Origin of the sequence: Nonomuraea sp. NPDC049269, assembly GCF_043197155.1 — a bacterium.
In the GTDB taxonomy this organism is placed as follows: Bacteria; Actinomycetota; Actinomycetes; order Streptosporangiales; family Streptosporangiaceae; genus Nonomuraea.
Window position 1 is genome coordinate 800871 of sequence record NZ_JBICSO010000001.1, and the last position, 14638, is coordinate 815508.

Here is a 14638-nt window from a genome sequence, read left to right on the forward strand (position 1 = left end):
CGAACCCCTTCAGTACCATTCGGACTTGTCAACCAGATTGATCAGTTCTCGCCCGCTCACGAAGCGCCGGGCGTTCTCCAGCAGCACGGCGAAGCGCCGCTCGTCGGCGTGCGGCCCCACGCCGCCCACGTGCGGGGTGATGAGCACGTCGGGACGCCGCCAGAGCGGGTGGTCTGCGGGTAGCGGCTCGGTCTCGGCGACGTCCAGGGCCGCGCCGGCCAGGTGCCCCGTGGACAGGGCGGCGGCGAGGTCGTCGAGCCGGACGGTGGGGCCACGGCCGATGTTGACGAAGTACGCCCCGGGCTTGGCCAGCGCCAGCCGCCGCGCGTCCATCAGGCCCTCGGTGGCGGGGGTGTGCGGAACCGTCAGGATGACCAGGTCCGCCTGCGGAAGCAGCCGGTCGAGGGCGTCGGCCGGCAGCACCTCTGCGTAGCCGGGCACGGGGCCGCCGCGCCGGGCGTCCACGCCCACGACCCTGGTGCCGAACGCCGCCAGCAGCCTGCCGACCTCGGCCCCGATCGCGCCCACCCCCACCACCAGGGCGGTCGCCTCGCTCAGGGCGAGCACGGCGCCGGGGTCCCAGTCGGGCGCCCAGTTCGCGCGCGCCTGTTCGCGGGCGTACCTGGGCAGGCCCCTGGCCAGCGCGAGCACCAGCGCCAGTGTGTGCGCGGCCACGTGGTCGGTGTAGGTGTCCCGCATGTTGGTGACCCGCACGGGGTGCGCGACCAGGGCCGGATGGTAGAACCCCGGAGGCGGGCCGGCCTGCGGGGCCTGCAGCCAGCGCAGCCGCCCGGCGTGCGCCAGCAGGTCCGGGGGCAGGGTGCCGTAGGCGGCGTCGGCCTCCGCCAGCGCGCCCACCGCCTCCTCTCGGGTCCGCGGCCGGCGCACGACGAGCTCCGGCACCGCCTGCCCCAGCCGGTCCGGCCAGCTCTCGGTGGCCGGATCGTGCGGTGGGAGCAGCACCAGGGTGGTGGTGCTCACGCCCTTCTCGCCAGGCCGGACTCGGTGATCTCGTACAGCAGCGGCTCCTCCGCGACGTAGCGGGCGAGCTCCTCGGCCATGGTCTCCCCGTGGCGGCGCCGCTCGTGACCCAGGCTGCCCGCCACGTGCGGGGTGACGACGATGTTGGGCATCGTGAACAGCGGCGACCCGGCGACGGGCGGTTCCGGGTCAGTGACGTCGAGGACGGCGAACAGGTCGGTCCGCCGGCTCAGTACGTCCACGAGCGCGGCCTCGTCGACCAGGCCGCCGCGCGCCGAGTTGATCAGTGTGGCGTCGTGCTTCATCGACTCCAGCAGTTCGGTGCCGACCAGGCGCTCGGTCTCAGGGGTGAGCGGCGAGTGCAGGCTGACCACGTCGGACGTGGCGAACAGCTCCGCCAGGCCGACGAGGCGCACCCCGAGTGCCTCGGCCTGCGCCGGGTCGGCGTACGGGTCGTAGGCCTGCACGTCGAGCTTGTGGTGGGCGAGCAGCCGCGCCGTGGCCCGGCCCGTGGCGCCGAGCGAGACCAGGCCGACCGTCGCGCCGTAGGCCCCGAGCTCGGGTCCGCGCGGGGCGGAGGCGGCGGCGGCGCGCGCGGCCAGCACGTAGCGCCAGCCGTGTTTGAGCGCGTACAGGATCTGCGAGAGCGCGAACTCGGCCACAGGCTCCGCGTTGGCGGTGGCCGCCGAGGTGACGCGCACTCCCCTGGCCCACATCTCCGGGGTGACCATCGGCTTGATGGAGCCCGCCCCGTACAGCACCAACGAGAGCTTGGGCGCGGCGGCGAGGAACTCGGCGTCCAGCTTGGGCGCCCCCCAACCGGTCACGAGCACCTCCAGGCCGGCCAGCACATCAGGGGTGAGCTGGTCACGGGTGAGCAGCGGCGAGTCGATGGCCAGGTGCCGCTCGATCGCGGCCCGGGCCTCCGGGCCGTAGACGTCGTCAAAACGGTTCGGGTCCATCACGTACAAGCCGTTCATCATGGTTTCTCCTTCAAGCGAGCCGCCGCTCGCACACTGGCCAGGCGGGCGGGCGAGCCGAGCCCGGCGTGGTAGTAACGTAGCTGCCGCGCGCCCGCGGCGATGAGGTCGGCGGCCAGGACCGGGGTCCGGGCGTGGCCGTCTTCCAGCACGGTGAGGTTGGCGACGAGGGGGGTTTCTGTGCGGCTCGCCGCGGCCTTCATCTGGGCCAGGGCCGCCTCCTCCTGGCCCCAGCACTTGAGCACGTAGGCGTCGACCGGCGCGTCGAAATCGGCCAGGTCGATGCCCACGTCGGGACCGGTGACCTGCGGGTCGTCGGTGGCCATGAGCAGCAGTTCGCGGCCACCGGCCAGGGCCGCCACGCCGCGGACCAGCTCGGCGATGACCTGGCCGCGGTGCGCGTACAGGGCCTGGGCGCGCTCACGGCCGAGCGCTTCGTCCAGGCTCGTCCCGGCCGGGACGCCCTGCTGGAGCTCTCCGTCCACGGCGGCGCGCACGTCGCGCGCCAGCTCCTCGACGTCCAGGCCGCGCCCGGCCAGCCCGGCCCGGCAGGCCGGGCAGAGGCAGAGGGACAGCAACGCCCTGCCGCAGGCGGACAGGGAGGCGCCGGAGGTCTTCTCGTGGTGGCCGGCGTGCTCCATGCCCAGCCAGCCGCACGCCTCCAGCATCAGCGCGGGCACGTCGTACTGCTCGCAGACCTCGCGTACGAGAGTGAGCGCGTAGTCGTGCACGGCGGGCTGGGCGGGGCAGAGCGCGTGGGGGAAGGTCTCGCCGTAGGCGTTCATGACCGTCTGGTCGGGCGCTTCGCCGCCCAGCACCGAGGAGTGCGTGAGCACCATCCAGGCCTCGGTCCGCAGCCCGGCCCCGGCCAGCGCGGCCAGCGCCGTGCCGAACCTGTCCTCGTCGGGCACCCCCCAGCTCGGCGGGTACGGCCGGAGCCGCCCGCGCCAGCGCTCGGGGCGCAGCCGGAAGTAGGCCGCCGCGTGGTCGGCCCGCACGATGCGGTGGCGCGGATGCCACGGGGTGGTGGCCCGGACCGAGTGGTAGGCGGCCTGCAGGGTCACCGTGCTCACGCCGAGGCCGGCGATGCGCTCGGCCCCCGCGGGGTCGCCGACGATGTCCCAGGTGTAGGCGAACGCGCCGTGCCTCAACGGGAAGGTCACCCTTTCGTGGCGCCGGCCAGGCCGCGCGTGAAGTAGTTCTGGAAGAACAGGAAGATCATCAGCATCGGCAGGAACGAGATCGTCATCCCGGCGGCGAACCCGGTCCAGTCGGTGGCGTGCTCGCCCTGGAAGGAGAGCATCCCGACGGCGAGGTTCTGCAGGTCGGGCTGGCCGAGGGTGAACACCAGCGGGATGTTGAACTCGTTCCAGCTACTGATGAACTGGAAGATGACCACCACCGCGATGACCGGTTTGGCCAGCGGGATGATGAGACGGAACGTCTTGAGGAAGCCCGCCCCATCGAGCTTGGCCGCCTCGAACAGATCGGTCGGGACGCTGGAGAAGAACCCGACGAACAGCAGCACGTAGAGGGCGCCGGCGCCGCCGGACATGGCCAGGATGACCCCGGCCCGGGTGTTCAGCAGGCCGAGCTGCTCGATCAGCACGAACTGCGGGACGATGATCGAGGCGACCGGGATGAACAGCGTCCCCACGATCATCCGGTAGAGCAGGGTGCGGCCGGGGAACTCGTACCTGGCCAGCACATAGCCGCACAGAGCGGCCTTGACCAGCTCGACGAGGGTCGAGGCGACCGAGTAGAGCACCGTGTTGACGAAGTATCCGGAGAACCCGGCGTTGACCCAGGCCCGGACGAAGTTGTCGAAGTTCAGCTGGTCGGGCACGAGGCTCGCGCCGCTGGTGAACATCCCGGCCTGGGTCTTGAACGCGGCCGAGATCGTCCACAGGAACGGATAGACCCACACGAGCCCGACGACCAGCAGGATCGGCAGGGCGATGAGGTTGGCCCGCACGGCCTGGCTGCGCCCGGTGGGCTTGGTGTGCTTGGTGATCGTCGCCATCAGACGCCGTACTCCTTCCTGAGCCGCTGGGCCCGGCGGACCGCGACACCCTGGGCGGAGACCAGGACGAAGGCGATGACGGAGAACAGCAGCGCCGCGGCCGAGGCGTAGCCGTAGGCGAACGGCACCGCGCCGAAGGCGTTCTGGTAGATGAAGTAGGACACCATGTAGGTACTGGTGCCGGGCCCGCCCGCGGTGAGGGTGACGACCAGGCCGAAGACGTGCATGGCGTTCACGAGGCCGAGCAGGGTGATGATCACCGCGACCGGCCTGATCATCGGCAGCGTGATGCGGGTGAGCTTCTTCCACTCGCTCGCGCCGTCGATGGCGGCCGCCTCGTAGACCTCCTCCGGCACGTTCTGCAGCGCCGCGATCCAGTAGATCATGTACTGGCCGAAGATCTGCCAGACGGAGACGAGCACGAGCACGAGCAGCGCGCTCCACCGGTTGGCGAACACGTCGAACCCCTCGTCGACCAGACCGAGGTCGCGCAGGATCGCGTTCAGCGCGCCGTTGGACGGGTTGAGCAGGTACGTGAAGACCAGGCCCGCCATGGCGACGGGGATGATGAGCGGCGCGAAGAACATGGTCCGGAAGAACCGCTTGCCGCGCAGCCACTTGCGGGTGAGCAGGATCGCCGCCAGCAGCGAGATCGGCAGCTTGATGGCGGTCGTCAGCAGGGCGAAGACCAGGGTGTTGACCACCGAGAGCCAGAACAGCGGATCGACCAGGATCGAGCCGTAGTTGCCGGCCCCGACGAACTGGTCGATCGGGCCGATGCCCGACCAGTCGAAGAAGGAGTAATAGATCGTCGCGACCAGCGGCCAGATGGTGAAGCCGAGGTAGAGCAGGAGGAAGGGGGCCAGGAAGACGATCAGCCAGACCCTGTCGAGGCCGCGGACGCGCTCGCGGGAGTGATCGGCGCGTTCGGGCGCACGCTTGGCGGGCGACCGGTCCCTGTCCGTCACCTTCTCCCTGCCGGGGGCGGGAGCGGTGGTTGTCATGGATGTCCTCACGAGCAAGAAGGGGCGCCGCCGGCGCGCGCGGCCGGCGGCGCCGTCCGGTCAGTTGCGGTACTTGTCGGAGGTGTAGTCCTTCATGTAGTCCCAGTCGGAGAAGGTGTAGCAGTCCATCGACACCTTCAGGCCGCTGGCCGCCTCCTGTTTGAGCCCTTCCTCCAGGGCGGTCTGCCGCTGCTTGACGATGGCGGCGCCCACGGTCGCCAGCGACTGGCCGCTGTTCAGCGCCTCACCCATGGCCGCCCACTCCCCGTCGGGGTTCTTGGCCAGCGCGTTGACGTACGCCTTGGACTTGGCGATGTCCGGGCACTTGAGCAGGGGCACGGGAAGCTGGACCCGGTAGCCCGGCTGCGCGGCGATCTGCATGATCTGCTTGAGCGCCGGGTCGGTGACCATCTTCTGGTTGTCGACATAGGCCAGCGTGCCGAAGGCGCTCTTGTAGTACTGCTTGACGAAGTAGCCGTTGGGGTCGGTCATCCACTGGATGAACGTCCACATTTCATCGGGATGCTTGGTCTGCGAGCTGACCCAGTACTTGTTGCCGTCGTACTTACGACCGGCCGCGCCGGTCTGCCCCTCGTCCGGGTGGACCCGCGGCGCCACCACGTACTTGTCGCTGCTGAAGCCCTGGCTGGCCCACACGCTCGGCACCCAGGTGCCGTCGAAGAAGATGCCGGACTGCCCGGCGGCGAACTGCTGGCGGGAGAAGTTCTTGTCGTTGGTGCCCGGCGCCAGGTACCCGAGCTTCTTGAGTTCCTGGAGGAAGGCGAAGGTCTTGACCTGCCCGGGCTCGGTCAGGTCGAACTTGCCCGTCTTGTAGTCGAAGAACTCGTCCGTCGAGACGCTGCCGATCAGCCCGAACCAGGGCCGCTGCATGTCCACGCCCTTGGTGGGGGCGCCGATGCACTGCGCCTTGGTCTTGGCCTTGATCTGCGCGCAGGTGTTCTTGAGGTCGGTCCAGGTCTTGGGCGGGTTGTTGATGTCCAGCCCGGCCTCCTGGAAGACCTGCTTGTTGAGGAACATGTAGCCGGGGCCCCAGTACAGGTTCTCCGAGAACGGGAAACCGTAGGTCTTCCCGTCCTGCACGTTGATGCCTTCCAGGAAGGACCCGTCCGGCCAGCGCTTGGTGAAGTCGGCGGGGATGGTCCCGCTGGGGTTGAGCGGGCGGATCCACTTCTGGTCCAGCAACTGCGACAGCCCGGTCGCGTTCCAGTAGAACATGTCCGGCGCCTGGTTGCTCTGGAAGGCCAGCGGCAGGGTCTGCATGTAGTCGGCCTGGGTGATCGAGCGCCACTCGATCGTGATGTTGGGATGTTCCTTGGTGAACTGCTTGGCGATGTCCTTGTGGAAGTTCACCTGTTCGGCGGAGAAGTCCCAGATCTGCAGCTTGGTCTGCGAGCCACCTCCGCTCCCGTTGCTTGAGGTGCCGCACGCCGTCACGAGCAGTGACGCCATGGATACGGCGATCATCGCGGCGGTCCAACGCCGATGAGAATTCATGGACCCTCCAAAGGAGGCGGAGGTCAGGGGGGTTTCAGGCGGCGGGTAAGCGCTTACCCGAGGGTGGGTCCGAGGGTAACCCGCCTCATAACCTGATACAAGGCTTGTGAGAAAGCGATTTCAGGTCGATGCTCACTTGTGAAGGTCTGCCGATCGATGCCTTCCCTGGCCCACCGATGCCCGTTATACAGGGATTTCTCAGCAGAATCGCGCCGGGAAGGCCTCGGAAGGGTTGCCACGATCGGCGCCTTGGAAGAAGTTCAACAAGCGCTTTCTCACTTCAGGAGTACGTGTTGCGGCTGCTCGCCTTCACCAAGCCCTTCGGCCCCATCGACGCGGCCCCGCTGGCCGAGGCCGTGGCCTCGGTCGGCGCCGAGGGGGCGGACCTCCTCGTACGCGAGGGGCAGACGGTCGGCCCCGCCGACCCCGGCGGCATCGCCGTCGTCGCCAAGGAGCTCGAACGCCGCGGGCTCACCCTCGACATCGTCACCACCGACCTGCTCGACGCCGGCCCCGACGCCGAACCGATCATCGCGGCCTGCGGCGAGAGCGGCGTCCCCCTCATGCGGACGGGCTTCTACCGCTACGACCCCGCCGTCGGGTACCGCCGCGGGCTGGAGGAGTCCAAGGCCGCGCTGGCCCGCCTGGCCGACCTCGCCGCCCGGCACGGCGTACGGCTGGCACTCCAACTGCATCAGGGTACGATCCATCCATCCGCCGCGCTCGCCCTCGCACTCGCGGGCGACCTCAACGACGTGCGCGTCTACGCCGACCCCGGCAACCAGGCCAAGGAGGGCAGCGAGGCATGGGCGCTCAACTTCGATCTGCTGGGCGATCGGATGGCCTGCATGGGAGTGAAGAACGCCGTCTGGCGCTCCACCGCGGACGGCTGGGTGTGCGAGTGGCAACCGTTCGCGGACGGGGGCGTGGTCCGCTGGCCGGAGATCATCTCCGGGTTGCGCGCACGCGACTACACCGGGCTGCTGTCGCTGCACGTCCACTACCCGGCGGCCGACCCGGTGGCGGCCGTACGGAGAGATCTGGATCATCTGCGCGGGCTGCTCGGCTGACCGGCGCCGCACGGGGCTAGGAGGAGCAGGTGCGCAATCCGCGGCAGGGCCGCCCGACCCGGGTGACGATCAGCGACGTCGGGGCGGCCGCGGGGGTGTCGGCCTCGACGGTCTCCCGCGTGCTCAACGGCACGACCAAGGTCGACCCCTCCCTGGCGGCGCGCGTCCACGACGCGGTCAGGCAGTTGGGCTACCGGCCCAACGCCGCGGCGCAGGGGCTGGCCCGCGGGGAGTGGGGCACCATCGGCGTGCTGGTCCCCGACCTGGCCAACCCCTACTTCCCCGAAGTGCTCAAGGCCGTCTCGGCCGTCGCCCGCTCCCACGGGCGCCGCGTCATGGTCATGGAGTCGGACGAGGACCCCTCGATCGAGCACGACCTGGTCGAGGACCTGATGCGCAGTTGCGACGGGGTGCTGCTCTGCTCCCCCCGCATGGAGCGCGCCGACCTGGTCGTCCTGACCGCCCGGGACCATCCGCTCGTCCTGCTCGACCGGATAGTCCCCGGCCTCGCCGCGCCCGCGGTCTCCGCCGACTTCTTCGGCGGGATGATGCTGATCTGCGGCCATCTGGCGCAACTGGGCCACCGCCAGGTCGCCTACCTGAGTGGGCCCGAGGTGTCCTGGGCCAACTCCGAGCGGATCAGGGCGCTGGAGGCGGCCAAGGCGTTCGGCCTGTCCGTCACGATCCTGCCGTGCGGGTCCACCAGCCGCTGCGGGTACACGGCCGCCGCCGAGGTGCCCGCCACCGGCGCCACCGCGCTCACCACCTACAACGACCTGGTGGCCCTGGGGGCGGTGACCCGGATGCGCGAGCTCGGGGTGCGGGTGCCCGAGGAGCTGTCGGTGGTCGGGTTCGACGACATCGCGCTGGACCACGTGGCGCACACGGGCCTGACCACGGTGTCGGCACCGCGGGGACAGCTCGGCAGGCAGGCGGCCGAGATGCTGGAGACCCTCATGACCGAGCGGCACGACGGGGAGCCGGTGTACCTGCCGATGGAACTGCACGTCCGCGACAGCACCGCCCCGCCCCGCGCGACGCGCGAACTCGCCGGCTGACCGCACGGTCCTGCGCGAACTGGCCAGGCGACCGTACGGTCATGCGGGATTCGGCCGGTCAGGCGGGATCTGGCCGGGTGATCGTACGGCCGCGCCTTCCACGGCCGGACGGCCGGGCTGTTGACAATCGAGGGCGGCGGCGGGAACCCTGTCTGTGAAAGCGCTTTCCCAGCAGAGGAGCTAGCCTGTGGACACCGACCACCGCGCAGGACGGCCTGGCAGCGACCGAGACGACCTGCGGCACCAGGTCCTTGACCTGGTAGCACCGCTGATCTCCCGGTTCAGCCCGGGCAAGGGGCGGCTGCGGCTGGGGGTCAGCACGGCGCACTACGACCGGGAGTCCGCCGAGCTGGAAGCGTTTGCACGCCCGCTGTGGGGGCTGGCGCCGCTGGCGGCCGGCGGCGGGACGTTCGATCACTGGGACCTCTGGCGCGATGGCCTCGCCGCCGGAACCGACCCTGAGCACCCCGACTACTGGGGCGCGGCCTTCGACCGGAACCAGCGGCTGGTCGAAACCGCCGCACTCGGCCTGACCCTCGCCCTGGCTCCCGAGCAGATCTGGGACCCGCTGACCGGTCGGCAACGCGACACGGTGGCCGCCTGGCTGCGGCACTCGGTCACCGTGGAGCCGAACGACAACAACTGGCTGTTCTTCCCGGTCATGGTGGGGCTCGGGCTCGACCGCGTCGGGGTCTCCCACGACCACGACGCCAACAGGGCCAGGCTCGACCGGCTGGAGGAGTTCGACCTCGGACGCGGGTGGTACTCCGACGGGCCCAAGTGGCAGCGCGACTACTACATCCCGTTCGCCATGCACTACTACGGCCTCATCTACGCGGCGCTCGGCGACGACCCTGCCCGGGCCGAGCGCTTCCGCGAGCGGGCCGCGGCGTTCGCCCAGGACTTCCAGCACTGGTTCACCGGCGAGGGGGTCGCCGTCCCGTTCGGCCGGAGCCTGACCTACCGCTTCGCGCAGTCGGCTTTCTGGGGGGCGCTGGCCTTCGCCGGGGTGGAGGCGCTGCCTTGGGAGGTGACCAAGGGGCATCTGCTGCGGAACCTGCGCTGGTGGTCCCACCGGCCCATCCGTGATTCCTCCGGGCTGCTCACCATCGGTTACGGCTATCCCCAGCCGCACATGGCCGAGCAGTACAACGCGCCTGGCTCGCCGTACTGGGCCATGAAGGCGTTCCTGCCGCTCGCCCTGCCCGCGGAGCACCCGTTCTGGGCCGCCAAGGAGGCCGACGCGCCCCCGCTGCCCGAGGTCAGCACCCAGCCGGAGGCGGGCGTGGCGCTGCTGCGCTGCGAGGAGGGGCGGCACGTGGTGATGCTGAGCGCGGGGCAGCACGCCCCGTGGGCGCGGCACGGTGCGGCCAAGTACGCCAAGTTCGCCTACTCCACGCGTTTCGGCTTCAGCGTGCCCGCCGGGACGCTGAAGCTGGAGCAGGGCGCCTTCGACAGCACGCTGGCGCTCAGCGAGGACGGCGAGCACTGGAGGCCGTGCGAACTGCCGTACGACGTCTCCGCCTCCGACGGTGTGCTGCACGCGCACTGGACTCCCTGGGACGACGTGGAGATCGAGACCTGGCTGGTGGCGCTGCCCCCGTGGCACGTACGGGTGCACCGGATCAGGACCGGACGGGCGCTGCGCACGGCCGAGGGCGCCTTCGCGATCGACCGTGATTCGCCGCCCACCCGGGTCGACACCGGTCCCGGCCGGGTCAGGCTCGACTCGCCGCACGGCCTGTGCGTGATCGAGGACGTGTCCGGTGGACGGGAGGGGGCTCTGGTCGCCGCCCTGTCCGGCACCAACGTGCGGCGGGAGGGCGTCCTGGTCACGCCCCTGCCCGGCACCAACGTGTTCGCCCCGCGTACCACGATCCCCACGCTGACGGGCGACCTGCCGCCCGGCGAGCACCTGCTGGCCTGCGTGGTCATCGGCCTGGAGGGCCGGGACGCGGGCTCAGCATCGGCATCGGCGGGACCGGACGCCGCGGGTGACGACGGGTGGCCGGAGCCTCCCACGTGGGATTCCATCGAGCCCATGCTCAACCCGGCGCCCACACCATGAGGCCGCAGGGCCTTCATCCTTAGGTCAGGCGGCCGGTGGGAACGCAACCGCCCTCTCACACCTGCGGGCCTCAGCCGAGGCTTTCAAGCGCGGCGGCGGCACGGCCGCGCTCGTCCTCGTCGCCGGTCTCGGCGGCGATCTCCAGCGCCAGCCGGTGCCGCTGCGCCGCCTCGCCGTCACGGCCCATGGTGCGCAACGTCTCACCGATCGCGTTGAGGACACTCGCCTCACCGTACCGGTGCTTGGTCGACTGGAAGATCTCGAGCGCCTGCTCCAGGTGCCACAGGGACTCGTCGAATTTCGCCTGACGGCACAGGGCGGTGCCGAGGTTGCTCAGCGCGGTCGCTTCCCCGTCACGGTGCTCGATCTCGCGGAACAGGCTCAGCGCCTCGCGCAGTTTCGCGACGGCAAGAGTGTCCTCGCCCAGCGAGCTGTAGATCTGGCCGAGGTTGGACAGGGCGATGGCCTGTCCGGCACGCTCGCCGAGCGCGGCGAAGATGTCGTGCGCGGCCAGGAAGTGCTGCGCCGCCTCGGTGTCCTCGCCGATCGACTCCTCGAGGTTGCCCAGGTTGGTCAGCGCCGCCGCCTGGCCGAAGGGGTCGTCGATCTCGCGGTAGAGCGAGATGGCCTCGCTGTGCCGGGCGGCCGACGAGGCGAACTCGCCGAGGCGTTCCTCGATGATGCCCAGATTGGACAGCGCGCGGGCCTGGCCGTGGCGGTTGCCGGTGCGCCGGCACAGTTCCAGCGCCTCGCTCAGTTCCTCAACGGCCGAAGCGTACCGGCCGAGCAGCCGCAGGATGACGCCGGCGTTGGTCCGCAGATGCGCCTCGGCCTCCGTGTCTCCCATCTCCCGCGCGGCGTCGACGGCGCACTCGTAGATCGACAGGGCCTCGGTGCCGTGCCCCGCCTCCAGGTAACGGTGTAACGCGGCGGCAAGGGTGACCGCCCGCTCCGGCCGTCCCTGCCTGACCGCGAACTGGCAGATCGTGCCGAACGACGCCAGCTCGCTGTCCAACCACGACAGTGCCGCGCCCGGCGAGAGGGCGACGCCGCTGGGCTTGAGGGCGAGCCCGGCGTGCCGCCAGCTCCCGCTCCACCCTGGGTAGAGGGCGCCGCTCGCCTCGACGGCGGTCCCGCAGTAGTGCTCCAGCAGCCTGTCCATGGCCGCCTGCCGCTCGGCCTCACCGTCCGTGGCAAGGCTCATCTCGGCGGCGTACGCACGCAGAAGGTCGTGAAACCCGAAGCGCCCCAAGGCATCGCATCGCAGCAGGTGGGCCGAGGCGAGCCGGTGCAGGAGCCGGGCCGCGCCGATCTCGTCGACGTCCGACAGCGCCGCCACGCAGGCCAGCGTGGAGTGCGGCGCCGGGTTCAGGCTCAGCAACCGGAACAGGCGCTGCGCCTCGGCGTCGAGCAGCCGGTACGAGCAGCCGAAGACGTGCCGGATCGCCGCCCCGCCACCCGGGTCGAGCAGATCCAGCGGTCCGGCCCGGTGCAGCCGCGTCACCACGCCGGCCAGCGGCAGGTGCTCCACCGCCCCGGCGTACTCGGCGGCCAGGCGCAGCGCCAGCGGCAGGCAGGCGCAGATGGTGGCAAGCGAGTCGACGCTGTCGGGATCGGTGCCCGCCCGCTCGCCCAGCAGCCGGCGCAGCAGGTGGACGGCGTCGGTGCGGGGCAGCAGATCCAGTTCGATGCGGTGCGCACCGTGCAGGGCGACCAGGGTGGCCAGCCTGTCCCGGCTGGTGATCAGCATGAGAGTGTCGTGCGTGCCGGGCAGCAGCGGCCGTACCTGCTCGGCCGAGGCCGCGTTGTCAAGCAGCACAAGCAGCCTGCGGCCGTCGGTCTCGGTGCGCCAGCGCGCGGCCCGTGACTGGGTGTCGGCAGGAATGTCCTGATCGGACACGCCGACGGCGGTCAGCAGGCGGCCCAGCGCCTCGTGCGGGGGCAGCGCGTGTTCGGCGTGGTCGCCGCGCAGGTCGAGGTAGATGCGCCCGTCGGGGAACAGCTCGCGGTTGTGGTGACCCCAGTGGACGGCGAGCGCCGTCTTGCCCACGCCCGCGGTGCCGCAGACGACCGCGATCCCCGGTGGGCGGCGAACGTTCGTGGCGTCAAGCAGGGCCAGCTCGTCGGCGCGTCCGGTGAAGTCCGGCACCGGCGCCGGGAGCTGCTGCGGAATCCTTGGCACACCACGGCTTTCCTGCTCCTCGAGCAGCTGCCGGTGCGCCCGTTCGAGCTCCCCGCTCGGCTCCACGCCCAACTCCTCGGCCAGCACGAGGCGGGTGGCCTCGTACCGCTCGAAGGCGATCGTCCGCTGGCCCGTCGCCTGGTACGCGCGGATCAGCGTGGCCTGCACCGCCTCGTCGAGCGGGTTCGCCGCGCCCTGCACCGCCAGCGCGGCGATGACCTCCGCGGCGTTGCCCGCCCGCAGCATCAGGTCCCAGTAGGACAGCTGCGCGCGGCGGCGCTCAGCCTTGAGGCCCCACACCTTGGGGTGGCCCTCGAGCGCCGGCACGTCGCACAGGGGATCGTCGCCCTCCCACAGCCGCAGCGCCTCGCGGAAGAGCGCGGCCGCTCGCGCCGGGGCGCCGTCGCTTCCGGCCTGCTGCGCGGCTGCCACCATACGCCGGAAGCGCAGCAGGTCGAGGGCGTCCTCCGGCAGGCGGAGCAGGTAGCCGTCGCCGACGGTGGAGAGCACACCACCCTGGTCGCGTGGGCTGTGCCTCGGGTCGAGCAGGCGGCGCAGGTGTTTGGTGTAGGTGTGCACCATGCTGACCGCGCTTGACGGCGGCCGTTCGCCCCACAGTGACTCGATCAGCTCCCGGCGGGTGGTCAGCCGCCCGGCGTTGAGCGCCAAGACCCCCAGCATCAGGCGGCGGGCGGGCGGCCCGGCATCGACCTCGCGATCATCGTGCCACACGCGCAGGCGGCCAAGCACCTGGATGACAAGCACCGCCACAGTGTAGTGGCGATGTTCAGTAAAGATCCAGAGCCTGTCCAGCGGCTGACGATCTCCTTCGCCCAACGCTCTTCCACGAAGGGAGTACCCATGGCCAGATGGAAAGCGGGGATCGCGAGCGTCGCTTTAGGACTGTTAGCCCTGCTCGTCCCCGCCACTCCGGTGACGGCGGAACCGGACAAGCCCGCACCGGAACCCGCCGTCTCAGAGGAGTCTTGCTCAGCACCCGCAGCGGCTTGCCCCCACCGCAGCCGACCATCGAGCTGACGGAATGCCGAGATCACTCTCGTTTGCGCCGGTGGACAGCGGGACCGAACAAGGTGAAGCCAGGGCGCACAATCCGACCGTAGGACCACGCCCCCACGACAAGAGCGCTCCCGAGCCCTCCGAAGGCCAGCCCCCCAAACAAGATCATCCATGTCACGTCCCCACTGGTGGTGAAGGGCGCCGGTGGCGCAAACCGCGAAATCACCCCGACAAGGCTGAGCGGCACCATGACCAGCAGCACAGCCCCGTACACCCCCAGGCACAGCCCCACCCCCCAGGCCGGAATCAGGGGCAAGAGGGCAGGCACCCGACGCCCAGCGAGAAGCAGGGTCCATCGCGGAAAGACCATCCCCCACCGATGCACCAGCCCAAGAGCGAGAAACACCCCAAGCAGCGCCATCAGCACCGTCAGATCAACGCCAACAGCCGCCAACGCCCGATAGACGGCATCCCCATCGCTCTCGACCCCCCGCAGCCAGACCGCGCCTCTCACTCCAAGGGCATCACCACCAAAAGTCCACACCGTCTTCACCGCAGCCCACGGCACCAGCCCACACAGCAGCAGATAAACCGCCACCCGCACCCGCAGCGAAGCAGCCACATGCCCTCCAGACGTCGAACATCTATGACGCCGCAAGCCTCCCGTCAAGGGGCAATGGCGCGCCTCCCTCGTACGGGGGAATCCCCTTCACGCCACCGGGTGAGAACTCGACATCCAC

General features: G+C 70.5%; 11 protein-coding genes. 3 read left to right on the forward strand and 8 right to left on the reverse strand.

Translation table 11 applies throughout. From position 1 onward, the window contains the following. Positions 1-9: 9 nt before the first annotated feature. The 6 genes from ACGFNP_RS03795 to ACGFNP_RS03820 are packed head-to-tail and all read right to left on the reverse strand — an operon-like array spanning position 10 to position 6503. Complete coding sequence (locus ACGFNP_RS03795) at positions 10-981, reverse strand: D-2-hydroxyacid dehydrogenase (protein WP_393314422.1); 972 nt, start codon at positions 979-981, stop codon at positions 10-12. Further along, on the reverse strand, positions 978-1964 hold the full coding sequence (locus ACGFNP_RS03800) for a hydroxyacid dehydrogenase (protein WP_393314424.1): 987 nt from the start codon (positions 1962-1964) through the stop codon (positions 978-980). Before ACGFNP_RS03800 ends, ACGFNP_RS03795 begins: the two co-directional genes overlap by 4 nt. Then, positions 1961-3124 (reverse strand): hypothetical protein, encoded by a 1164-nt coding sequence (locus ACGFNP_RS03805; RefSeq protein ID WP_393314427.1) that lies wholly within the window; start codon positions 3122-3124, stop codon positions 1961-1963. Before ACGFNP_RS03805 ends, ACGFNP_RS03800 begins: the two co-directional genes overlap by 4 nt. Then, positions 3121-3984: a carbohydrate ABC transporter permease gene (locus ACGFNP_RS03810; protein ID WP_393314430.1), complete on the reverse strand. Its 864-nt coding sequence runs from the start codon at positions 3982-3984 to the stop codon at positions 3121-3123. Before ACGFNP_RS03810 ends, ACGFNP_RS03805 begins: the two co-directional genes overlap by 4 nt. Further along, positions 3984-4988, reverse strand: coding sequence for a sugar ABC transporter permease (locus ACGFNP_RS03815; protein ID WP_358340018.1), 1005 nt, complete (start codon positions 4986-4988; stop codon positions 3984-3986). The genes ACGFNP_RS03810 and ACGFNP_RS03815 overlap by 1 nt, the downstream gene beginning before the upstream one ends. Before the next feature lie 60 nt (positions 4989-5048). Beyond that, complete coding sequence (locus ACGFNP_RS03820) at positions 5049-6503, reverse strand: extracellular solute-binding protein (RefSeq protein ID WP_358340016.1); 1455 nt, start codon at positions 6501-6503, stop codon at positions 5049-5051. Between the two features lie 293 nt (positions 6504-6796). Here ACGFNP_RS03820 and ACGFNP_RS03825 point away from each other — a divergent pair, with 293 nt between their 5' ends. From ACGFNP_RS03825 to ACGFNP_RS03835, 3 genes are all read left to right on the forward strand, one after another. Further along, positions 6797-7573 (forward strand): sugar phosphate isomerase/epimerase family protein, encoded by a 777-nt coding sequence (locus ACGFNP_RS03825; protein WP_393314433.1) that lies wholly within the window; start codon positions 6797-6799, stop codon positions 7571-7573. Positions 7574-7602: 29 nt separating this feature from the next. Next, positions 7603-8631 (forward strand): LacI family DNA-binding transcriptional regulator, encoded by a 1029-nt coding sequence (locus tag ACGFNP_RS03830; RefSeq protein WP_358340012.1) that lies wholly within the window; start codon positions 7603-7605, stop codon positions 8629-8631. Positions 8632-8818: 187 nt separating this feature from the next. Continuing rightward, on the forward strand, positions 8819-10699 hold the full coding sequence (locus tag ACGFNP_RS03835) for a DUF2264 domain-containing protein (protein WP_393314437.1): 1881 nt from the start codon (positions 8819-8821) through the stop codon (positions 10697-10699). A 70-nt stretch (positions 10700-10769) separates the two neighbouring features. On the opposite strand, the gene ACGFNP_RS03840 is transcribed toward ACGFNP_RS03835, so the two are convergent. Both ACGFNP_RS03840 and ACGFNP_RS03845 read right to left on the reverse strand, forming a co-directional pair. Next, the gene (locus tag ACGFNP_RS03840; RefSeq protein WP_393314440.1) at positions 10770-13646 is read right to left on the reverse strand and encodes a tetratricopeptide repeat protein; all 2877 of its coding nucleotides are present in this window, start codon (positions 13644-13646) and stop codon (positions 10770-10772) included. Positions 13647-13932: 286 nt separating this feature from the next. After that, entirely contained in the window at positions 13933-14520 is a 588-nt protein-coding gene (locus ACGFNP_RS03845; protein ID WP_393314443.1) for a hypothetical protein, read from the reverse strand. Positions 14521-14638: the final 118 nt, after the last annotated feature.